We start from the raw sequence: 20343 nt of genomic DNA, 5'->3' as shown, positions 1-20343 counted from the left end.
GCCCGCAGTTTTACTGCGCCCGCCCGCCACCGCAAGCGCAGGCTTTCAGGCGCGGCGACGGGCCGAGGTTACAACTTCTTCCACTTCGGGGCGTTCGGCAGCGATCGGGCTGAAACCAATCAGTGTCGCGCCGCTTTCCAATGGGTGCAGACGACACCGCAGCAGGCGCCCATCCAGCAGGCGCGTTTCCGCCACCCAATTATCGCGGTCACCGACGGTGGCAACATAATCGATGATCTCAGCCCAAACCGGGCTGGGTGCGCAGTGGCTGCTCCACTGCTGGGCGGCAGATTTTATACTGACATCGACGGGTGTTTCAGACGGATCATTTTCCCAAAGTGCCCCATAGGCTTGGTTTGTCATCACCAATTGCCCGGTTTCCGAAAACACGGCGACAGCCTCTGACATCGAATCGATCACGGATTGACCCAGCTCCAGATCGGCCCGGTAGCGCCGTGTCCGCGACACCTCGTTGGAAATATCTTCAAACATCAATGCCAAAGAGCCGTTGGTATGTGGCCGCCCGACCACGCGATAGGTCTGGTCGCCGGCAAGGCTCCAGATCTCGGAATACACGCCCCCAGACGCGCTTTCGTCGAGATCAACCAGTTGCTGCCGCCAGCGATGATAATCCTTTGGTTCGGGCACCATGTTACGGTCGCGCATGGCATCCAGCATCGCCACCACCGTTGGCCTGCTGGACAGAAAGTTTGGCGGCAGGCCAGTCAGGTCAAGCAATGCAGGGTTAAACATCTGCAATTGCCTTTGGCTGTCAAAAATGGCCAAGCCAACTGTCAGATGCGCGAATGTCTTGGTCAGTGTTTGCATCAGATCGCGCAGGTTTGTTTCGGCCACCACTGCGCTGTCGCAGGGCACGGCGTAAACGCGCCGTTCGGCATTCTCGGCCTTCATGGTCAGATCAAACCACCGAGTAGACCCATCTGCTGTGCGCAGTTTTTGCCGTTGCCCGGCGGCGCCCTGCGCAGAGGCCAGCCTGTCAAACAAGCGGGGAAGTGGCCAAGTCAGGTCTTGATCCGGGCCAAGGCTATCGACGGCTGCCAAAACGTATTGCGTGTTGGCCCAGATCACATCGCCATCTTCCCGCTCACGCCAGGCCATGATCGGGGCTTGGGTCATCATGCTGCGCAGGTTCGACAACTCCTCGGTCACGGCGCGATGCACCATCGGGTCGCTGGCGTGGGCCGCAACCGAAGCCGAGGCATCTGTCACGGAAATTCTGGTAATTCCGCCGCGCAACTCGGCATGCAGCAGCAGTGGCATACCTTCGGCGTCTTCACCTTCCAAGGTGATGGCACCGCGTTCGGCCAACTCGTTCAAATATCTTTCCAGATTTGGAAATTGGGTGCCCAGATGGGCCATAAGCCGCATCCAGTTATCGCCACGGGCGGGTGAGGCCGCCAACACGGCCCGCCCGCCGGGGGTGCAGTCAATCAGCCGATCGCCATCAAAAAGAAAGATGGTTCCCGACTCTTTCTCGCGAAAGATGCTTGGCTTTGAATGGGCAGATGGGCTGTGAAAGCCCAGCAAAACCAGCAAAGAGCCGAAGGCTGCAAGAATGGACGTTATTCCAAGGCCAACACCAAGGGCCAGATCAGAACCCATGCAACCCCCATAAAGAATCACCATTTCAACCTAAAGGTTATTTACTTTACAGTGCGTTAACCAGAGAACTTGGCAAAATCTGCGAAAATTAGCAAAAATTACGGATCGATACGTTCATTCTTTCCTAAGCTTTGCACAACCGGCGATAGTAGCCGATCAGCGGGCCAAGACACTTGAACGATTGCACCACTGCGCTCGGGTCGTTCTTCGGGGGTCAGGAATGGATCAGATGCATTTGCAAAGGTCAGTTCTGCACCGGTTCGCTCTAGCAGTGTCTTGGCGATGAACAGGCCCAGCCCCATGCCTTCGTATTCCGGGCGACGGGCCAGATCTTGTGCGGTCCGACGGCTGCGCACGAAGGGGTCGCCAATGCGCCCGATCACCTGGGGTGGATAGCCTTCGCCATCATCGACGATCCGCACGGAAATAACCTTGCCAGTCCACTCGCCACTGATCCACACCTTGCTGCGCGAAAAATCGACAGCGTTCTGAATCAGATTGCGCAAGCCGTGAATGACTTCGGGCCGCCGCAGCACCATGGGCTGACGTTCCGATCCGTCAGGGCCGGGGGTAAAGACGAAATCCAGGCTTTTGCCGCGTGCCTGATGGGGTTCTGCGGCCTCTTTCACCAAAGACGCAAGTGGCACGCTGCGCATGTGAAGATCATCTTTGCCAGCCCTGCCCATAGACCGCAGGATGTCGCGGCATCGGTCGGCCTGCTCTCGGATCAGCTTTGCATCGTCACGCAGGGGGTCATCTTCTTCCAGTTCCTCCATCATTTCGGAAGACACCAGCTTGATCGTCGCCAAGGGCGTGCCGAGCTCATGGGCCGCGGCCGCTATGACACCGCCAAGATCCGTCAGCTTTTGTTCCCGCGCCAAGGCCATTTGTGTGGCCAAAAGCGCGTCAGACATCGACCGTATTTCGGTCGCCACCCGGCGCGAATACAGGCCAAGAAACAGGATGCCGATGATGATCGACAGCCAGAAGCCGAATTCAAACAGAACAGGCACGGCCAAGACCCGACCATCCGCAAAGGTAAGCGGAACATGAAAAAAGGCCGTAACCGTGACCAAAAGGATGGACATCGTGCCCAGTAACAATGTCGTGCGCAGTTCAAGTGCCGAGGCCGAAACGGTGACTGGTGCAAGGATCAGCAAGGCAAACGGATTTGTCAGGCCACCGGTCAGATACAGCAGGAATGAAAACTGCGTCAGATCGAACAACAGGGTCAACATCGCCTCAAGTTCGGTCAGGCGCTTGTTCTCGGGGAAAACGAAAATAGACACCAGATTGGCAATGATAGAGGCCCCAACGGCCATGTAACACAGGCCCAACGGCAACTGCATTCCGTAATAGCGGTCGGCAACGGTGATGGCGGCAAGCTGACCGATGATCGCCATCCAGCGCAGAAAAATAAGCGTGCGCAGACGCACCCAATCGCTGCGCGTGTCGCGGGCCGTTCGTCCAAATCCGATACCGAGCATTCCGCACTCTTTCCCAGCGACGATCTTGCGCATTGTTAATCAGGGTCGTATCGCCGATCAATGCACCGACATATCGCAGGATTGGGGAAAGTCATGTCAAAAACCTATGCAGCCTTGGCCGCCGCGGCCGTTGTCGGGCTTCTTGGCGGCAGTCTGGCCTATATCTATTCCCAAGGCAGTGATGATGCCTTTGCGCAGTGCCGCGGCGGTCAGGTTGGCGGCGGTGATATCGGTGGCCCCTTCACCTTGGTCGATCCAACCGGCAAGACCGTCACCGATGCCGATGTGCTGACCAAGCCTTCGCTGGTCTATTTTGGGTATACGTTCTGCCCTGATGTCTGCCCGTTGGACAATGCGCGCAATGCCGATGCCGTCGATGTGCTTGAGGAGCAAGGGTTCGATGTTCAGCCCGTGTTCATTTCGATCGACCCCGAGAGGGATACCCCCGAGGTGATGGGTGATTTCGCCGCGAACCTGCATCCCAAGATGATCGCCCTGACAGGCAGTGAAGAGCAGACCAAAGCGGCCTCAAAGGCCTTTAAGACCTATTTCAAAAAGCAGGAGAGCGAGGACGAATTCTACCTCGTCGATCACTCGACCTTTACCTATCTGATGCTGCCAGGCATTGGCTTTGCCGACTTCTTCAAGCGTGAGGAAACGGCTGACCAAATGGCGGAACGGGTGGCCTGTTTCATTTCAAATTCAGGTGCCGCCAAGTAAAATTGACCACGGCCCCCAAACGCCCTACGTTCTCGCGCAGAGCATTGGAAGGAACGCGCGATGGCGGAAGACATGTCGGTGGACCTGGGCCCGGACAGGACCCTGCTGCTGGTTGATGATGACGAGGCATTCGTCAAGCGGCTTGCCCGCGCCATGGAACGCCGCGGGTTCCTGCCGGAAACCGCCGAAAGTGTGGCGGCCGGAAAGGCGATTGCCCATGCCCGCCCGCCTGCCTATGCCGTGGTCGATCTGCGTCTGGAGGATGGCAACGGGCTTGACGTGGTAGAGGCCTTGCGCGAACGCCGGCCCGATTGCCGGATTGTGGTTCTGACGGGATATGGCGCGATTGCCACGGCGGTGGCAGCCGTCAAGATCGGCGCAACGGACTATCTGTCAAAACCCGCTGATGCCAATGATGTGACCAACGCCTTGCTGGCCAAGGGCGAGGCAATGCCCGCCCCGCCCGAAAACCCGATGTCGGCAGACCGGGTGCGTTGGGAACATATTCAGCGCGTTTATGAAATGTGTGACCGCAACGTATCGGAAACGGCGCGCCGCCTGTCGATGCATCGGCGCACCTTGCAGCGTATTCTGGCAAAGCGAAGCCCGAAATAGCTGAATAATGGGGCAATTGTCATTCAGTGCTTCTGTGATTAATATAAGCACAGGGCCATAATGGGGAATTGCCGAAATGTTTGACTTGAACGCACTTTCGCTGAAGGAACTTAAAGACCTTCAGGCACAGGTTGCCAAAGCGATTGCCGGTTACGAAGACCGTCGCAAGAAAGAAGCCTTGGCAGAGTTGGAAGACAAAGCACGCGAAATGGGCTTTTCTCTGGCTGAATTGACGGGTGTGTCGGCTGCGCGCAAAAGGGCGCCAGCTGCGCCCAAATATGCAAATCCGCAAGATCCCGCTGATACTTGGTCGGGCCGTGGTCGCAAACCGCGCTGGTTTGAGGCGGCATTGCAAGCGGGCAAAAAGCCGGAAGATATGGCTTTGTAATTTTGTTTTGAAAAACCCGCCAGTCTTGGCGGGTTTTTCAATTCAGCCGATATCGTGCATCAACTGCTTGTGCCTGTGCAGAAAATCGGCCCGCACCAGGGCGGGTGGGCGCAGTTCTATTGCCAAGCCAGCTATGATCGCGCTTGGCGGTGGGCCAAACAGTTTGTCAGCCTCGGGCGTGCCGAAACCCGCAATATGCACGGCCTCCATCCAGGCGGAAATGCGGTCAGCCGCCTTGATGGCTTTCTTGATCGGGGCGGGCAGAATGGCAGGCAGGCCAAAGCGCAGGTGAATGGCCGCCGTCAAGCGTTCATCCAGGGCCGCATAATCCGGCCCGACTGCCGCTTTAACCGGTGAAATCATATCTCCGATCACATATTCAGGCGCATCATGCAAAAGTGCCGCCAGTTTCCATTTCGCCGCAATCGCCGGATTTTGCCGAGAAAACAGCTGTTCAACCAAAAGCGAATGCTCGGACACAGAATAGGGCCAATCGCCGCGGGTTTGCCCGTTCCAGCGGGCGACAAATGACAACCCGTGGGCAATATCCTCAATTTCTATGTCAACGGGCGTAGGGTCCAGCAGATCCAGCCGCCGCCCGGACAGCATCCTTTGCCAGGCCCGCGTCTGCCTTGCCATCATGGCCCCTTTTTACTCTTACCCCTGCCGAATATCGCGGGGTTGGCCCCCGTGTAAAGCACAGCGATGGAACTTTTCAGGTTTCAAAAACGTTTCGTTCACAATTGCGGGCCACATCATCAACGCAAGAGAACCGTGGCATCGCCAAATCAGATGACGAAAGGGGGCACCCTATGAATACCCTTCCCATTCTCGCTCTTGGCATTCTTGCTTCGGGATATGCTGTCGCGACCGAACAGCTTGACCGTCGTTTCGACACGATTGTTAGCCCGACAGTGACGGCCTATCCCGCGTCGGATGATCTGGCCGTTTACGATGTGCTGGGCCATGGTGCACAGCCAATGGATCAGCCGCATTGCGACCTGCATGCCGATTTGACCGAAACGTTGGAACAGGACTTCGCCGAGGTGCCGATTGAAGAACGGGTGGCTGCCGATGATCTGGTGATGGAACTTTGGGCGTCTGAGGTGATGGGCACATGGACGATGGTGCACCGTGGCGCTGATGGCGTGTCTTGCATCGTCAGCTCGGGAACGGGCTGGCGATCAGACTGGCAGGCGGATGAGGTTTTCAACACGATTGCGCCCGGCGTCTAGGGCGCGTTGCCGAAGCGGCTCTACAATGCTACATGGCAGCAAATCGAAATTAGTGGAGCCGCAGCCAGCATGGCCGATTACATAGTCAAAGACATCAAGCTTGCGGAATTTGGCCGCAAGGAGTTGACCATTGCCGAAACCGAAATGCCGGGCCTCATGGCCTGCCGAGAGGAGTTTGGCGCCTCGCAGCCCCTGAAAGGTGCGCGGATTGTCGGATCGCTGCACATGACGATTCAGACAGCTGTGCTGATCGAAACGCTGACGGCCTTGGGCGCGGATGTGCGCTGGGCATCGTGCAACATTTTTTCGACCCAAGACCACGCCGCAGCTGCCATCGCCGCTGGCGGCACGCCGGTTTTCGCGGTTAAGGGTCAGACCTTGACCGAACACTGGGATTATCTTGACCGCTCGTTCATGTTCCCCGAAGGCGCGAACATGATCCTTGATGATGGTGGCGACGCCACCCTGTATGTCTTGCTGGGCGCGCGCGCCGAAGCTGGCGAAGAGATCTTGCCGGTTCCCGCCTCGGAAGAGGAAGAGGTTATCAAGCGGCAGATCCACAAACGGATGAAAGAAAGCCCTGGCTGGTTCACCAAGACCAAGGCCGCAATCAAGGGCGTTTCCGAAGAAACCACCACGGGTGTCCACCGCCTGTATGATCTGCACAAGAAAGGGCAACTTCCGTTCCCTGCGATCAACGTGAACGATTCCGTCACCAAGTCGAAGTTCGACAACAAGTATGGCTGCAAGGAATCGCTGGTTGACGGCATTCGTCGTGCAACTGATACGATGATGGCCGGCAAGGTGGCCGTGGTGTGCGGCTATGGCGATGTGGGCAAGGGTTCTGCCGCCAGCCTTCGCGGTGCGGGTGCGCGCGTCAAGGTCACCGAAGTTGACCCAATCTGCGCCTTGCAGGCCGCGATGGATGGGTATGAAGTGGTTTTGCTTGAAGATGTGGTCCATGACGCCGACATCTTCATCACCACAACTGGCAACAAAGACGTTATTCGCATCGAGCATATGCGCGAGATGAAGGATATGGCGATCGTCGGCAATATTGGCCATTTCGACAATGAAATCCAGGTTGCCTCCTTGCGGAACCACAAATGGACCAACATCAAGGAACAGGTGGATATGATCGAAATGCCGTCAGGCAGCCGGATCATCCTGCTGTCCGAGGGCCGTTTGCTGAACCTGGGCAACGCCACGGGTCACCCATCCTTTGTGATGTCGGCCAGCTTTACCAACCAGGTGCTGGCGCAGATCGAACTGTGGACCAAGGGTGATGAGTATAAGCCGGGCGTCTATATCCTGCCCAAGAAGCTGGACGAAAAGGTTGCGCGCCTGCATCTGAAAAAGATCGGCGTAAAACTGACCGAGCTTCGCAAGGATCAGGCCGATTATATTGGCGTGGCAGCAGAAGGCCCGTTCAAATCTGATCATTACCGCTACTAAGCTGGGCTGAATTTGAAAACCCGCCGCTGCGATGCGGCGGGTTTTTTCATGTCGTTGCAAGTTTTTTTGCCTCTGCTATCGTGCCGCAAAATCTGGCCAAGGGGTAATCATGCCAACCGAAGAACTGGGCAAACGCGACCGTGTGCGCGGCCGTTTGCTTGAATCCTTGCCAAAAGGCGGGGTTGTTGCGGAAATCGGGGTTTGGGAGGGCGACTTCTCGCAACGAATTCTAGACATTTGCAGCCCAACAGAACTGCATCTGATCGACCCTTGGCTGTATATGCCAGAGTTCCCAAATACCGGTTTCGGCAAGAAAAAGAACGAAACCCTTATGGAAGGGCGCTATCAGAATGTTGTGGCCCGCTTTGCAAACGACCCGCGTGTAAAGATTCACCGTGCCCTATCGGATGTTGCTTTGGCAGGCTTCCCCGATAGCTTTTTTGATTGGGTCTATATCGATGGGAACCACAATGAACCGGTCATCAGCAAAGACTTGGCTTTGTCGTTGCAAAAGGTGAAACCCAACGGGATCATTGCTGGCGATGATTTTCATTGGATGTCAGACGCGCAGGCCGCCCCGGTAAAGCGTGCAGTCGAGGCAATGCTGGCTACCTTGGGCCAAATGGCGTCCTTGCGGCTTATGGCCAACCAATACACCATCACCCTTGCCCGTGCCTGACTGGGAAAAAGAGGTCACTTTTCCCTTGGTGAACGATTCTCTTTGCGCCTAGACTTCCGCCGTGATCCCATCTGATGGGATGCTGTCACAACAAACAACTGACGGGGATATAAGATGAGCAAGCGCGACGACTTGATCGCCAAATACGCGGAAGATCTGACAAACAAGTGCAAGATGACGCCAGAAATGGCCTTGCTGACCAAGGTGACCATCGGGTGTGGCCCGGCAATCTACAACGCCGACAGCTCTACCGTTGCTGGTTCTGATGCTTCTGAACTTGAGACCGTCAAGAACAACTTCCTCATCAAAAAGCTTGGCCTGTCTGACAGCCCGGCGCTGATGGAGGCGATCAATGCTGTGATCGACACCTATGGTCGGTCAGAGCGCAACAAATATCGCGCCGTTGTCTATTACATGCTGGTCAAGCATTTCGGCAAAGAAGCCGTTTACGGCTAAGGCTGCACCGCAGATATGCACACAAAACCCTGCTGTAACCGGCAGGGTTTTCTTGTTCAGGCGCCTGCATAACCCTTTTTGCGGGTCATTGGCTTGCGGTCCTTTGGTTTGGCGCTTTTCCTTTTGCAAAACTGGCCTAACCTGCACCCCCAACACAGTGCAAAGGCAGGCTGAATGACCAATCCAGATTCTGATTACTACCGCGCAGTCGATCTATGGCACGAACAGCGTCTCAGCGATCTGATGGCCGAGGATGGATGGTTGCATCTGACTGACCGGGTCGAGCTTGAACCGGGGCAATACACCCTTGGGTCTGGCCCCGGAAACGATCTGCAAATTTCATCCGGGCCCGATCATCTGGGCGATCTGCATCTTGGTGCCGATGGCCAAGCGATGCTAACGGTTGATGGGCAGACACTGGCTTTTGCGCCCACGCCCGAGGCACCCCCGCGCCTGCAAGTTGCGGATCTGTTGCTGGAAATGATGCGCATCGAAGGTCAGCATGCGCTGCGCGTGCGCGATCTGCGCCTGCCCCGCAAGGTCAAGATTTCCCGCTTTCCGGTTGATCCGGCCTGGTGCATCACCGCCAGATGGGACGTGCTGGCAGCGCCGCAGCAACTTGGCATTGATCTGGTGGGTGGCATCGCAACTTCGGTTGCTGTCAGCCATAGGGCCAGCTTTTCCCACCAAGGCTCTGCAGTCACCCTGTTGCCCACCCATTGGAAGGGCGGCAACCCGATGTTTGTGTTTCGTGATGCCACGTCGGGCCGGCAAACCTATGGCGCGTCGCGCTTTCTGATTGGTCAGGTGCAGGGTGATACTGTGGTGCTTGATTTCAACCGGGCCTTCAACCCGCCCTGTGCCTTTACCGAATTTGCCGTATGCCCCCTGCCCCCGCGCGAAAACATCTTGTCCTTTGCCATTCCGGCAGGTGAGTTGCGCCCCGGTGCCGTCCTGTAATCGGCCAATTGCCAAGCGCCCAGCCGCTGTCTAGATTGCCGGTGTCTGGTGCCTGTCATATCTGTGATGGGATAATCGGGAATGTGGTGAAAATCCGCAACGTGCCCAACGCTGTAAGGTGGATGCGGCTGCATATGCCACTGGCCGCAAGGCTGGGAAGGCGCAGCCTCAGGCGAAGCCAAGTCAGAAGACCGGCCAGACGAAACCGGGCTGCCCGATGGTCAACGGGTGGTCTGTTTCTGATGACAGGGGATTTTGTCGTGATGCCACCCGATCTGCCAGCACCCGCCGGGCCGTTCAGCCCAGAAGAACAAGCCGCCGTCTATCGTGCCATCTTCAGTCGCCGCGACGTGCGCAGCCAATTCACGCAGCGGCCACTGGACGACAGCACCCTGATGCGCCTGCTGACGGCGGCGCATCACGCGCCTTCGGTTGGCTTCATGCAGCCGTGGAATTTTGTGGTGATCCGTGATCTGGCCGTTAAAGCACGGGTTCAGCAGGCGTTTGCAGCCGCCAATGCCGAAGCTGAAACCATGTTTCCCGAACACCGCCGCCCGTTGTATTCCAGCCTAAAGCTGGAGGGGATTACCCAAGCTCCGGTCAATCTGTGCATCACCTGTGATCGCACGCGGGGCGGTGCAGTTGTTTTGGGCCGCACCCATGCCCCCGAGATGGATTTGTATTCCACAGTCTGTGCGGTGCAAAATCTGTGGCTCGCGGCCCGTGCCGAAGGCATTGGTGTTGGCTGGGTCAGCATCTTTCATCAAAAAGATCTGTGCCAGATTTTGAATTTGCCCGATCATGTCGTGCCCGTGGCTTATCTCTGCCTTGGCCATGTTGATGAGTTGTATTCCAGCCCAGAACTTCAGGCGAAAGGCTGGGCTGAACGTCTGTCGCTGCAAGACCTGATCTATCATGACGGCTGGGGGCAAGGTGCTGCCTGAACCCCAGCATTTCCGTCGTGGTGCCGCGCTGACGGTTGCTTGTCACTTTGGCGAATGGTTGCAGGGCCGCTGGGGGGGCACAGGGCCGCTTGCCCTGATTACCCTGATGCCTGATGATCTTTGCGTCAGGGCACGCCATCGCCCCGCAGGCTCTCTGGTCTGCCATGCTGTGGGCCACGGGGCTTTGCCTGCGCGCAGTCTTGTTGCCCTGCATCGCAGTCTTCATCTGCCAATGCGGGGGCGCACGGAAACGCGCCTGCCCTTTGCGCCGGGTCTGGGCACAGGCATGTCCACCGCGTCGCTGATCGCCCATGCACGATTGGCAGGCTATGCGGGCCCGCCCCTTGCCCTTGCCCGCGCGACGATCGCTGCCGAGGGCGCCAGCGACCCGTTGATGTTTGACAAGCCCGATCAGATCATCTGGGCCTCGCGTCAGGGCAGGCTATTGGCATCTGCCCCGCCCCCTTTTCGCGCCCATCTTTTGGGCGGCTTTTTTGGCCCCGCACAGCCAACACGGGCGCAGGATCAGGACTATGACGATATCAGTGATCTTCTGATCGCCTGGCCCCGTGCCCGCCAACTGGCCGAGGCGGCCGCGCTTGCCAGTGAAAGTGCCACCCGCTGCCAAAAGCGCCGGGGTGCAGCCGATGATCCGATGCCGCAACTGGTGCGTGACCTCGGTGCTTTGGGCTGGGCCAGCTCTCATTCCGGGGCGGCACGGGCCCTGATCTTTCCGGTTGGCGGCATCCCAGCCCGCGCCCCACAGCTTTTGCGCGAAGCGGGGCTTTATGGCATCCGCCCCCTTGCCACCGGCACGCGCGACTCGCACAGCCGCTAGCGCGCCAGCGCCAGCAATCCGGGCACATCCAGATGCGCCTCGACATGGTCGGCCAAGGCTTCAAGCGTTTCTTCCACCACCACCCCATGCCGCAAGTCAGAGGCTGCAATGCCCAGACGCGCCAGAAAGGCTGCCCGAAACGCATCCGATGCGAACAGCCCATGCAAATAGCTGCCCGTCACACGGCCATCGGCCCGGATCGCGCCCTCGGCCCGGCCATCGATATGGGCAAAGGGGCGCAAACAGTCGGCCCCCTCGGTTCGCCCGATGTGAATTTCATAGCCTGCGACCGACAGGCCCGTTGCATCATGCACAGCAGTGACCCGGGCCAACCGTTTGTCTGGTGTCATGATGGTGGTCACATCCAGAAGGCCAAGCCCTTCGGCTTGCCCGGCAGGGCCTTCGATGCCATCAGGATCGGCAACGATCTTGCCCAGCATCTGATACCCGCCGCAAATGCCAAGCACATGCCCGCCCTGCCGCAGATGCGCCGCCAAGTCGATATCCCACCCCTGTTGCCGCAAAAACGCCAGATCGCCCCGCGTTGATTTAGACCCCGGCAAGATTACCAGACGTGCGTCACCGGGTATGGCTTGGCCCGGCTGCACCATCACAAGGTTCACGCCGGGTTCGGCTTTCAGCGGATCAAGGTCATCAAAATTGGCAATGCGCGAAAAGGCCAGACAGGCAATGGTCACACCTTGGCCCCGCGGCCCGGAGGCAAGATCCAGCGCATCTTCGGCAGGCAACAGATGTGCCTTGGAAAACCACGGCACGACGCCAAAGCCGCGCCATCCAGTCCGGTCTTCGATCAGGCGATAACCGTCATCAAACAGACGCGGATCACCGCGGAACTTGTTGATCAGAAAGCCGGCAACCATGGCGGCATCCTCGTGGTCCAGAACCGCCTGTGTGCCGATGATCTGGGCAATAACGCCGCCTCGGTCAATGTCACCTGCTAGAACAACGGGCACATCAGCAGCACGGGCAAAGCCCATGTTGGCAATATCCCCGGCCCGCAAATTCACCTCTGCCGGGCTGCCGGCGCCTTCGACAATCACCAGATCATGTGCCGCGCGCAGTCTTTGAAAACTTTGCAGAACATAGACCATGAGTTTCGGTTTCAGCGCCGCATAGTCGCGCGCCCTTGCCGTGGTCAGGCGCTTGCCCTGCACAATCACCTGCGCGCCCACCTCACTCTCGGGCTTCAGCAAGACGGGGTTCATATCGGTCACGGGTTCAAGCCCACAGGCCAGGGCCTGCAAGGCCTGCGCCCGGCCAATCTCGCCGCCATCCACCGTGACAGCGGCGTTGTTCGACATGTTCTGCGGTTTGAAGGGCGCGACACTCAGGCCCCGCCGACGTGCTGCGCGGCACAATCCGGCCACCAGCATCGATTTACCCACATTCGACCCGCAACCTTGAATCATCAATGCAGTCATTGCGGGGCCTTTTCGGCGCCAACCGCCCATCGGTCCACAGAGAACCCGTCGGAATCTTGGCCGCAGATGTTCAACGCCATCAGAATTCAACCCCCGGTTGGCCCTTTATGCCAGACCGGAACGGGTGTTTGATCAGCGCCATCTCGGTCACCAGATCAGCGGCCTCGATCAGCGGTTCTTTCGCATTGCGCCCCGTCAGGCAAATATGGGTCAGCGGGGGTTTTTCATCGCGCAGAAAGGCAAGCACTTCGTCAAGATCAAGGTAGTCATATCGCAGGGCAATATTGATCTCGTCCAGCAACACGAACCGGATGGCCGGATCACGGATCAATTCCTTGGCTTTTTCCCAGCCGGCGCGGGCTGCGGCGATGTCACGCGCCTTATCCTGTGTTTCCCAGGTAAAGCCTTCGCCCATGGCATAGAACTGGCAAAGATCTGAGAAGTTGGCCTCGATCAGTCGGCGCTCGCCGGTATCCCAGGCGCCTTTGATGAACTGAACCACGGCACAGGGCATTTCATGGGCAATACAGCGCAGGATCATGCCAAACCCAGATGACGACTTGCCCTTACCAGCGCCGGTATGAACGATGATCAGCCCCTTTTCGCCGGCTTTGCCCGCCATGATCTTGTCACGGGCGGCCTTTTTCTTGGCCATCTTGTTGGCATGGCGCGCCAGATCCTCGGCGGTGGCATCGGGGGAAATGTCGTTTGCGTCGGTCATGGTGACGGTCCTTCTCCTTGACTCCCCCCACCCATGTGGCAAAGGAGGGAGAGATAGCGCTGGTGCCTGTCCTACGGCAGGCCAAAAGGGAATGCGACAGGTTTTACGACCCGCAAGGTCATGAAACCGAAGCGCAGCCGCCCCCGCGACCGTGACCGGAGAGGTTTGCCTGATGCCACTGGCCGCAAGGTTCGGGAAGGTGGGCAGACCGCAGGAACCAAAAGTTCCAAGATCCGCAAGCCGGGAGACCTGCCAGCGCTGCGACGAAAATGGGCGGACGGGGTGTTCCGCGACCTTCGGATAAGGGTGTGCCGCACCCCTGCCGACGGCCTCGTGCCCCCGATACCGCAAGCGGAGGGGCCTATGGGTGCTGTTCTACATGTCTGCATGACTTGCCGGGCTGGTCAGCCCGTACCAGAGGGCGAGATGTGCGCGGGCACGCGTCTGCATGCCGCCCTTGTGGCCCAGGGTGTGCCGGATGGCGTGACCCTTCGGCCGGTCGAATGTTTGTCGGCCTGTGACCATGGGTGTTCCGTGGCTTTGTCCAAATCTGGCGCGTGGTCCTATGTCTATGGCCGGATGACCGAAGCGGATGCCCCCGAAATTCTGCGCGGTGCCGCGCTTTACGCCGCCACAACCGATGGGGTGGTGCCTTGGCGCGACCGCCCCGTGATTTTCCGCAAGCAAAGCCTTGCCCGCATTCCAAGTCTGGAGCCTAATGATGTCTGATCTGACCAAGATCCCTGTTACCGTGATCACCGGCTTTTTGGGCTCGGGCAAGACCACGCTGATCCGCCATCTGATGCAAAACCCGCAGGGCAAGCGTCTGGCGGTTCTGGTCAATGAATTTGGCACCGTAGGGGTGGATGGTGACATCCTGAAATCCTGCGCTGATGAAAATTGCCCGGCAGAGAACATCGTCGAACTGGCCAATGGCTGCATCTGCTGCACCGTGGCCGATGATTTCATTCCGACGATCGAGGCCCTGATGGCCATGCCGGTGCGGCCCGATCACATCTTGATCGAAACCTCGGGCCTTGCCCTGCCCAAGCCGCTACTCAAGGCCTTTGACTGGCCCGCGATCCGGTCGCGGATCACGGTTGATGGTGTTGTGGCCCTTGCGGATGCCGAAGCCGTGGCCGCAGGTCGGTTTGCCCCCGATGTCGCGGCTGTTGATGCCCAGCGGGCAGCAGATGACAGCATCGACCATGAAACCCCGCTGTCCGAGGTGTTCGAGGATCAGATTTCGTGCGCCGATATCGTGCTGCTGTCAAAGGCCGATCTGGCGGGTGAGGCTGGCCTTGCCGCGGCCCGCGCGGTGATCGAGGCCGAGGCGCCCCGCCGCCTGCCCATTCTGCCGATGACCGACGGTGTGATTGATCCGCGAGTGATCCTTGGGCTGAATGCCGCTGCCGAAGATGATCTGGCCGCCCGGCCCAGCCACCACGATGGCCATGATGATCACGAGCATGATGATTTCGAATCCGTCGTGATCGACCTGCCGGAAGTGGCCGATATTGCCGATCTGGTGGCCCGGGTGCAGACCCTTGCACGGGATCAGAAAATCCTGCGCGTGAAAGGCTATGTTGCCGTTTCGGGCAAGCCGATGCGCCTGCTGTTGCAAGCCGTGGGCGAGCGTGTGCGGCATCAGTTTGACCGCTCCTGGGGGCAGACACCGCGTCAATCGCGCCTGGTGGTCATTGCCGAGCATGACGACATCGACGAAGCCGCAATCCGCGCCGTTCTGGGGGCCTGATCGCACGCCATGCACGTTGTCTTTCGCGAAAGCCATGGTCTGGACGAGGCGGAAACGCCCTTTGACCCGGGACAAGACCCGGCCGAACTGATCGTGCTTTCGTTTTCAGACAGCGATCTTGGCGCTTTTGCGGCGGGGTGGCACCGTGCCGGGGGTAAGCTGCCCTCGCTGCGGTTGCAGAATATCGTGGCACTCAAGCATCCGGTTTCCGTCGATACCTATGTCGAGCGCACCCTGTCACAGGCCAAGGCCATCCTGATCCGCCTGATTGGCGGCGAGGCTTATTGGGCCTATGGCATCGCCTCGATTCAAGATCTGGCGCGCAGGCAGGGTATTGCCTTGGCCGTGCTGCCAGCAGATGGGCGGCCCGATCCGGCGCTGGATGCGGCATCGACCTTGCCGGTATCCACGTTGCGTCGGCTGGCGCAATTGTGTGATGCAGGCGGGGCCGTTGCGGCGCAGGCCGCTTTGGCGCAGATGTCGCTGGCCGCGGGCCTTTATGCCGGGCCAGTGCCGGGTGACAAGCGTATGCCGGACATGGGCTTTTACGACCCGGATCGCGGCGTGATCGCCACCCCGCCCGAAGGCGATCTGGTGTTGGTCAGCTTTTACAGGTCGTATCTGACCGCGGCAGACACCGCCCCGGTCGATGCGCTGATCCATGCCTTGCGGGCCGAAGGCTTTGCCGCCTGTGGCGTCTTTGCCCCCTCTCTCAAGGCGCCGGGGTTGACGGCATGGTTGCAGCCATTGCTGGCCCAGATGCAGCCGGTGGCGATCGTGAATGCCACGGCCTTTTCGGCCAAGGCCGAGGATGGCTCGACCCCGTTTGATGGCCTTGATTGCCCTGTTTTTCAGGTGGCACTGTCCACGGCGCGGCGGCGTGATTGGGCGGTTTCAGACCGGGGTCTTTCACCTGCCGATCTGGCGATGCATGTCGTTTTGCCCGAAGTGGATGGCCGGCTGTTTGCCGGGTTGGTGTCGTTCAAATCGCCGGGCAAGCGCGACCCTGATCTGCAATTTTCGCGCTTTGCCCACCGGGCAGATGCGGGCCGCATCGCGGCGGCTGTGGCCAAGGTCAAGGCTTGGCATCGCCTTGCCGCTGCCCCCGTGGCGCAACGCAAACTGGCGGTGATCCTGTCCACCTATCCGGGCCGGGCGCATCAGATGGCCCATGCCGTGGGGATGGATGCACTGGCCTCGACCCAGGTGTTGTTGGCTGATCTGGCCAGCGAAGGTTACGGCACCACGGCGCCGGATGATCTGGCGCGTGCCTTGCAAAGCCACAGCTTTGACTGGCCCCTTTCCGAATATCTGACGGCTTTGCAAAGCTTGCCCGCAGCCCTGCGCGATGATCTGGCTGCCGCTTGGGGCCATCCGGCCGATGACCCGGCCTGCGATGGTCAGATCTTTCGTTTTGCTGCCCTGCGTCAGGGCCATGCCTTGATCGCCCTTCAGCCCGAGCGTGGCGAAGCGGTCAGCCGCGACGATGACTATCATGATCTTTCGCGCACCCCCCGGCACGGCTATGTGGCCTTTTATCTTTGGCTGCGCAGCCAGGGCTTGCATGCGCTGATTCATATGGGCGCGCATGGCACGCTGGAATGGCTGCCGGGCAAATCGGTGGCGCTGTCTGATGCCTGCTGGCCCGAGGCGCTGATCGGTGATCTGCCAGTCATATATCCGTTCATCGTGAATGATCCGGGCGAGGCGGCGCAGGCCAAAAGGCGCATTGGGGCGCTGACCCTGGGTCATCTGCCGCCACCCCTTGCGCAATCGGCCTTGCCCGAAGGTATGGCGCGGCTAGAGCGGTTGCTGGACGAATATTCCACGGCTGATGGGCTTGATCCGTCGCGCCGTGACCGACTGATGGCCGACATCCGTGCCGAGGCGCAGGCCTCGGGCGTTGAGGCCGATCTTGGCCTGCCAGCCGATGCCAGCATGGCCGAGGCGATCACCCGCGTTGATCGCTTTGTCTGCGACATCAAGGAAAGCCAGTATGGCGAAGGTCTGCATATTCTGGGCCGGGGTGCCTGTGGTGATGCTGAACGTGCCGGTGTGATGCGGGCGCTGTCGGGCAAGCGCGTGGCGGCGGGGCCTTCGGGTTCTCCGGCACGGGGGCGGTCTGATGTGTTGCCCACGGGCCGCAACCTGTTTGCCGTTGACCCGCGCGCGGTGCCGTCGCGGTCGGCCCACGCCCAAGGGGTAAAGCTGGCGGAAGAGCTGTTGCGGCGACATTTGCAGGATCACGGCGATTGGCCCAAGGGCTTGGTGATCGACCTTTGGGGCAGTGCCACGATGCGCACAGCGGGCGAAGAATTTTCCATGGCCTTGCATCTGGCCGGCCTTGCGCCTGTCTGGGATGCCGGATCGGGCCGGGTATCCGGGGTCGAGGTGGTGCCGCTGGCCTTGCTGGGGCGCCCGCGTATTGATGTTACCCTACGCGTTTCAGGCCTGTTTCGTGACGTTTTCCCCGGCTTGGCTGCCTTGTTTGAAACGGGCGCTGCCGCACTGGCCGCGCGCGAAGAATCTGCCGAAGACAACCCCTATGTTCTGCGGGCCGCGCGGGTGTTCGGGCCGCGTCCGGGCCAATATGGCCTTGGCATGGGTGTGGCGATGGATGAATTCACCGCCGAAGCCCGTGCCGCAGCCGGAGAGGCATGGCTGGCGGCCTCGGCTTGGGCGATCGGGGCAGATGGCGTGTCGCGCGATGATCGTGCTGGCATCGAGGCACGGGTGCTGGCGGCCGATGGCTTTGTGCATGCCCAGGATCTGCCGGAAAGCGATCTGCTGTTGGCCGCCGATTATGCCGCGCATGAGGCCGGTTTTGCCGCTGCCGTCGCGCGTCTTGGGGGCGATGCCCCGGCGCTGTATCACCTTGATGCCACACAGCCCGACCGCCCCCGCGCCCGCAGCCTGACCGAGGAAATCGCCCGTGTCGTGCGGGCCCGCGCGGCCAATCCGGCTTGGGCGGATGGCATGATGGCCCATGGTTTTCGTGGTGCTGCCGAGATTACAGCCACCTTGGACCACATGGCTGCCTTTGCCCATCTGGCGGCAGTGGTGCCCCCGCATCTGTTTGATCTGTATCATCAGGCCACTTTGGGCCGCGACGATGTTGTGGCCTTTATGGAACAGGAAAACCCCATGGCGCTGGCCGCCCTGCGTGATCTGTTTCAGCGCCTGCGCGATGCTGGCCTGTGGCTGACACTGCGCAATTCAATTGCCGCAGAACTGGAGGGCGCGCGATGAGCGGTGCCAGAGCCGAGTTCGTGGTTCAAGGCTGGTGCCCCGGTGCATTGCGGCCGATGATGTCAGGCGATGGGCTGGTGGTGCGGGTGCGCCCCAATGCCGGGCGGCTGACGGCGGCGCAGGCGATGGGCATTGCCCTGGCCGCGCGCCAGCATGGCAATGGGCTGATCGATCTGTCCGCCCGCGCCAATGTGCAACTGCGCGGGGTGACAGCGGCCAGCCACCCGGCCCTGCTTGATGACCTGCGCGCGCTGGGCCTGATTGATGCCGATATCCGGGCTGAGGCGCGGCGCAATCTGCTGGTCACACCTTTTGCCGATGCGGCAACGGATGATTTGGCCACCCGCTTGGGCGATGCCTTGGCCGATGCGCCAGAATTGCCGGGAAAATTCGGTTTTGCCGTTGATACCGGCCCCGCATCGGTTCTGGCTGCGGTTTCGGCCGATATCCGGCTGGAAGGGGATGGCAAGGGTGGGTTGATCCTGCGGTGTGATGGTTCAGCACATGGGGCACCTGTCGATTGGGCCACCGCCCCGCACCGGGCGGTTGCCTTGGCGCGTTGGTTTGTGGCGCAGGGTGGTGTGACAAATGGCCGTGGGCGCATGGCGGCCCTTTTGGCCCGTGGCGTGGTGCCGACCGGGCCCTTGCAGGGAACGGTTGCCCCTGCGTCTGCGGCCGCAATGCCGGGCCCCGGTCTGGTGGCGCAAGGGGCCTTGGTTGGTTTTGAATTCGGGCAGATGCAGGCTGAAACTCTGGCCCAGCTGGCCGCTTTGGGTGATCTGCGCGTGACACCGTGGCGCATGGTGCTGGTGGAAGGCGCCCGCGCGCTACCCAACCTGCCGGGGCTGATCTTGCGCGCCGATGATCCGTTGTTGCGGGTGCAGGCCTGCACGGGCGCGCCCGGATGTGTGCAGGCGCTGCGCCCTGTGCGCCCATTGGCCCGGCGGCTGGCCGCACAGGTGCCTGTGGGTCAGACGCTGCATGTTTCGGGCTGTGCCAAGGGCTGCGCGCATCCAGGCCCTGCGGCGCTGACGCTGATCGCCACAGATCGGGGATTTGATCTTGTCAAAGGGGGCTCTGCACAAGACACCCCCCATCTAACCGCCCTGCCCGAAGCGGGGCTGGACCTGAAAGGCCTTGCCTGATGCCCTATGCCTATGAAACTGATGGCGCGACCATCTATGTCAATTCTTTCGCCACCATCCGGGCCGAGGCTGATCTGGCCCGCTTTACGCCCGAAGAAGAGGTAGTGGCCGTGCGGATGATCCATGCCGCAGGCATGGTCGGGCTAGAGCGTCATGTGCAGTTTTCGCCCGGCATGGCCATTGCCGCCCGCGCCGCACTAGAGGCCGGCGCCCCCATTCTGTGCGATGCGCGGATGGTCAGCGAAGGCATCACCCGCCCCCGTCTGCCTGCCGGAAACCAGGTCATTTGCACGTTGCATGACCCCTCGGTGCCCGCCTTGGCCGCGCAGATGGGCAACACCCGGTCGGCGGCCGCGGTTGAATTGTGGCGGCCGCATCTGGCCGGTTCAGTGGTGGCTATTGGCAATGCCCCCACGGCCCTGTTTCACCTGCTGAACATGCTGGAAGATCCCGCTTGCCCACGCCCGGCGGCCATCATTGGTTGCCCCGTGGGCTTTATCGGCGCGGCCGAGTCAAAGGCCGCTCTGGCCGAGGCAAGCCCCGCCCCTTGGGTGATTGTCGAGGGGCGTTTGGGTGGTTCAGCCATCACTGTGGCGGCGGTGAATGCCCTCGCTTCTCGCAAGGAATGAC

The 20343-nt window shown here is 60.2% G+C and carries 20 protein-coding genes and 2 riboswitches; of the genes, 15 read left to right on the top strand and 5 right to left on the bottom strand.

Annotated features, from left to right (window positions below):
- Positions 1 to 45: 45 nt before the first annotated feature.
- Positions 46 to 1623 (bottom strand): PAS-domain containing protein, encoded by a 1578-nt coding sequence (locus V3C85_RS01880; protein ID WP_331793380.1) that lies wholly within the window; start codon positions 1621 to 1623, stop codon positions 46 to 48.
- Positions 1624 to 1721: 98 nt separating this feature from the next.
- Positions 1722 to 3110 carry a sensor histidine kinase RegB gene (gene regB / locus V3C85_RS01875; RefSeq protein ID WP_331793379.1) on the bottom strand — a complete coding sequence of 463 codons (1389 nt, stop codon included), beginning with the start codon at positions 3108 to 3110 and terminating at the stop codon, positions 1722 to 1724.
- Between the two features lie 93 nt (positions 3111 to 3203).
- Between regB and V3C85_RS01870 the strand changes: the two genes are divergently transcribed.
- The 3 genes from V3C85_RS01870 to V3C85_RS01860 all read left to right on the top strand — a co-directional run bounded on the left by V3C85_RS01870 (position 3204) and on the right by V3C85_RS01860 (position 4833).
- Positions 3204 to 3830 carry an SCO family protein gene (locus V3C85_RS01870; RefSeq protein WP_331793378.1) on the top strand — a complete coding sequence of 209 codons (627 nt, stop codon included), beginning with the start codon at positions 3204 to 3206 and terminating at the stop codon, positions 3828 to 3830.
- Between the two features lie 60 nt (positions 3831 to 3890).
- Positions 3891 to 4445, top strand: coding sequence for an ActR/PrrA/RegA family redox response regulator transcription factor (locus V3C85_RS01865; RefSeq protein WP_331793377.1), 555 nt, complete (start codon positions 3891 to 3893; stop codon positions 4443 to 4445).
- 76 nt (positions 4446 to 4521) lie between these two features.
- Positions 4522 to 4833, top strand: a complete 312-nt coding sequence (locus V3C85_RS01860) for an H-NS histone family protein (RefSeq protein ID WP_331793376.1) — start codon at positions 4522 to 4524, stop codon at positions 4831 to 4833.
- A gap of 42 nt (positions 4834 to 4875) precedes the next feature.
- Here V3C85_RS01860 and V3C85_RS01855 read toward each other — a convergent pair whose 3' ends face one another.
- Complete coding sequence (locus V3C85_RS01855) at positions 4876 to 5472, bottom strand: HD family hydrolase (RefSeq protein WP_331793375.1); 597 nt, start codon at positions 5470 to 5472, stop codon at positions 4876 to 4878.
- Between the two features lie 173 nt (positions 5473 to 5645).
- On the opposite strand from V3C85_RS01855, the gene V3C85_RS01850 reads away from it, so the two are divergent.
- The 7 genes from V3C85_RS01850 to V3C85_RS01820 all read left to right on the top strand — a co-directional run bounded on the left by V3C85_RS01850 (position 5646) and on the right by V3C85_RS01820 (position 11400).
- On the top strand, positions 5646 to 6068 hold the full coding sequence (locus V3C85_RS01850) for a hypothetical protein (protein WP_331793374.1): 423 nt from the start codon (positions 5646 to 5648) through the stop codon (positions 6066 to 6068).
- 69 nt (positions 6069 to 6137) lie between these two features.
- Complete coding sequence (ahcY, locus tag V3C85_RS01845; protein ID WP_331793373.1) at positions 6138 to 7523, top strand: adenosylhomocysteinase; 1386 nt, start codon at positions 6138 to 6140, stop codon at positions 7521 to 7523.
- 31 nt (positions 7524 to 7554) lie between these two features.
- Positions 7555 to 8202 carry a class I SAM-dependent methyltransferase gene (locus V3C85_RS01840; RefSeq protein ID WP_331793372.1) on the top strand — a complete coding sequence of 216 codons (648 nt, stop codon included), beginning with the start codon at positions 7555 to 7557 and terminating at the stop codon, positions 8200 to 8202.
- 114 nt (positions 8203 to 8316) lie between these two features.
- Positions 8317 to 8658, top strand: coding sequence for a DUF2853 family protein (locus V3C85_RS01835; protein WP_331793371.1), 342 nt, complete (start codon positions 8317 to 8319; stop codon positions 8656 to 8658).
- Positions 8659 to 8832: 174 nt separating this feature from the next.
- On the top strand, positions 8833 to 9618 hold the full coding sequence (locus V3C85_RS01830) for a DUF1684 domain-containing protein (RefSeq protein ID WP_331793370.1): 786 nt from the start codon (positions 8833 to 8835) through the stop codon (positions 9616 to 9618).
- Positions 9619 to 9647: 29 nt separating this feature from the next.
- Positions 9648 to 9832, top strand: a riboswitch (cobalamin riboswitch).
- Positions 9833 to 9860: 28 nt separating this feature from the next.
- Positions 9861 to 10562, top strand: a complete 702-nt coding sequence (bluB, locus tag V3C85_RS01825; RefSeq protein WP_331793369.1) for a 5,6-dimethylbenzimidazole synthase — start codon at positions 9861 to 9863, stop codon at positions 10560 to 10562.
- Positions 10534 to 11400: a propanediol utilization protein gene (locus tag V3C85_RS01820; RefSeq protein WP_331793368.1), complete on the top strand. Its 867-nt coding sequence runs from the start codon at positions 10534 to 10536 to the stop codon at positions 11398 to 11400. The genes bluB and V3C85_RS01820 overlap by 29 nt, the downstream gene beginning before the upstream one ends.
- On the opposite strand, the gene V3C85_RS01815 is transcribed toward V3C85_RS01820, so the two are convergent.
- Positions 11397 to 12842 (bottom strand): cobyric acid synthase, encoded by a 1446-nt coding sequence (locus V3C85_RS01815; RefSeq protein WP_331793367.1) that lies wholly within the window; start codon positions 12840 to 12842, stop codon positions 11397 to 11399. The two genes, V3C85_RS01820 and V3C85_RS01815, sit on opposite strands and share 4 nt — an antisense overlap.
- Before the next feature lie 79 nt (positions 12843 to 12921).
- Positions 12922 to 13563: a cob(I)yrinic acid a,c-diamide adenosyltransferase gene (cobO, locus tag V3C85_RS01810; protein ID WP_331793366.1), complete on the bottom strand. Its 642-nt coding sequence runs from the start codon at positions 13561 to 13563 to the stop codon at positions 12922 to 12924.
- A 43-nt stretch (positions 13564 to 13606) separates the two neighbouring features.
- A riboswitch (cobalamin riboswitch) is annotated at positions 13607 to 13834 on the top strand.
- Positions 13835 to 13926: 92 nt separating this feature from the next.
- On the opposite strand from cobO, the gene V3C85_RS01805 reads away from it, so the two are divergent.
- Genes V3C85_RS01805 through V3C85_RS01785 form a run of 5 tightly spaced genes read left to right on the top strand, consistent with a single transcriptional unit; the run spans position 13927 to position 20342 of the window.
- Positions 13927 to 14292, top strand: coding sequence for a DUF1636 domain-containing protein (locus V3C85_RS01805; RefSeq protein ID WP_331793365.1), 366 nt, complete (start codon positions 13927 to 13929; stop codon positions 14290 to 14292).
- A complete protein-coding gene (gene cobW, locus V3C85_RS01800; RefSeq protein WP_331793364.1) occupies positions 14285 to 15319 on the top strand; it encodes a cobalamin biosynthesis protein CobW in 1035 nt (344 codons plus the stop codon). The genes V3C85_RS01805 and cobW overlap by 8 nt, the downstream gene beginning before the upstream one ends.
- Positions 15320 to 15328: 9 nt before the next feature.
- Entirely contained in the window at positions 15329 to 18568 is a 3240-nt protein-coding gene (cobN, locus tag V3C85_RS01795; RefSeq protein ID WP_331793363.1) for a cobaltochelatase subunit CobN, read from the top strand.
- Positions 18565 to 19713 (top strand): precorrin-3B synthase, encoded by a 1149-nt coding sequence (cobG, locus tag V3C85_RS01790; protein ID WP_331793362.1) that lies wholly within the window; start codon positions 18565 to 18567, stop codon positions 19711 to 19713. The genes cobN and cobG overlap by 4 nt, the downstream gene beginning before the upstream one ends.
- Positions 19713 to 20342 carry a precorrin-8X methylmutase gene (locus tag V3C85_RS01785; protein WP_331793361.1) on the top strand — a complete coding sequence of 210 codons (630 nt, stop codon included), beginning with the start codon at positions 19713 to 19715 and terminating at the stop codon, positions 20340 to 20342. The genes cobG and V3C85_RS01785 overlap by 1 nt, the downstream gene beginning before the upstream one ends.
- The last annotated feature ends 1 nt before the right edge of the window (position 20343 follow it).

It is taken from the genome of Pseudotabrizicola sp. L79 (assembly GCF_036553525.1).
Lineage (GTDB): Bacteria > Pseudomonadota > Alphaproteobacteria > Rhodobacterales > Rhodobacteraceae > Pseudotabrizicola.
The sequence above is the reverse complement of the archived record's forward strand: the minus strand, read 5'-3'. Positions and strand labels throughout refer to the sequence as shown.

Bases quoted from the DNA above. Each gene is read 5' to 3' on its own strand.
- V3C85_RS01880 (WP_331793380.1), bottom strand. From the start codon at position 1,623: ATGGGTTCTGATCTGGCCCTTGGTGTTGGCCTTGGAATAACGTCCATT.
- regB (WP_331793379.1), bottom strand. From the start codon at position 3,110: ATGCTCGGTATCGGATTTGGACGAACGGCCCGCGACACGCGCAGCGAT.
- V3C85_RS01870 (WP_331793378.1), top strand. From the start codon at position 3,204: ATGTCAAAAACCTATGCAGCCTTGGCCGCCGCGGCCGTTGTCGGGCTT.
- V3C85_RS01865 (WP_331793377.1), top strand. From the start codon at position 3,891: ATGGCGGAAGACATGTCGGTGGACCTGGGCCCGGACAGGACCCTGCTG.
- V3C85_RS01860 (WP_331793376.1), top strand. From the start codon at position 4,522: ATGTTTGACTTGAACGCACTTTCGCTGAAGGAACTTAAAGACCTTCAG.
- V3C85_RS01855 (WP_331793375.1), bottom strand. From the start codon at position 5,472: ATGGCAAGGCAGACGCGGGCCTGGCAAAGGATGCTGTCCGGGCGGCGG.
- V3C85_RS01850 (WP_331793374.1), top strand. From the start codon at position 5,646: ATGAATACCCTTCCCATTCTCGCTCTTGGCATTCTTGCTTCGGGATAT.
- ahcY (WP_331793373.1), top strand. From the start codon at position 6,138: ATGGCCGATTACATAGTCAAAGACATCAAGCTTGCGGAATTTGGCCGC.
- V3C85_RS01840 (WP_331793372.1), top strand. From the start codon at position 7,555: ATGCGGCGGGTTTTTTCATGTCGTTGCAAGTTTTTTTGCCTCTGCTAT.
- V3C85_RS01835 (WP_331793371.1), top strand. From the start codon at position 8,317: ATGAGCAAGCGCGACGACTTGATCGCCAAATACGCGGAAGATCTGACA.
- V3C85_RS01830 (WP_331793370.1), top strand. From the start codon at position 8,833: ATGACCAATCCAGATTCTGATTACTACCGCGCAGTCGATCTATGGCAC.
- bluB (WP_331793369.1), top strand. From the start codon at position 9,861: ATGACAGGGGATTTTGTCGTGATGCCACCCGATCTGCCAGCACCCGCC.
- V3C85_RS01820 (WP_331793368.1), top strand. From the start codon at position 10,534: ATGACGGCTGGGGGCAAGGTGCTGCCTGAACCCCAGCATTTCCGTCGT.
- V3C85_RS01815 (WP_331793367.1), bottom strand. From the start codon at position 12,842: ATGACTGCATTGATGATTCAAGGTTGCGGGTCGAATGTGGGTAAATCG.
- cobO (WP_331793366.1), bottom strand. From the start codon at position 13,563: ATGACCGACGCAAACGACATTTCCCCCGATGCCACCGCCGAGGATCTG.
- V3C85_RS01805 (WP_331793365.1), top strand. From the start codon at position 13,927: ATGGGTGCTGTTCTACATGTCTGCATGACTTGCCGGGCTGGTCAGCCC.
- cobW (WP_331793364.1), top strand. From the start codon at position 14,285: ATGTCTGATCTGACCAAGATCCCTGTTACCGTGATCACCGGCTTTTTG.
- cobN (WP_331793363.1), top strand. From the start codon at position 15,329: ATGCACGTTGTCTTTCGCGAAAGCCATGGTCTGGACGAGGCGGAAACG.
- cobG (WP_331793362.1), top strand. From the start codon at position 18,565: ATGAGCGGTGCCAGAGCCGAGTTCGTGGTTCAAGGCTGGTGCCCCGGT.
- V3C85_RS01785 (WP_331793361.1), top strand. From the start codon at position 19,713: ATGCCCTATGCCTATGAAACTGATGGCGCGACCATCTATGTCAATTCT.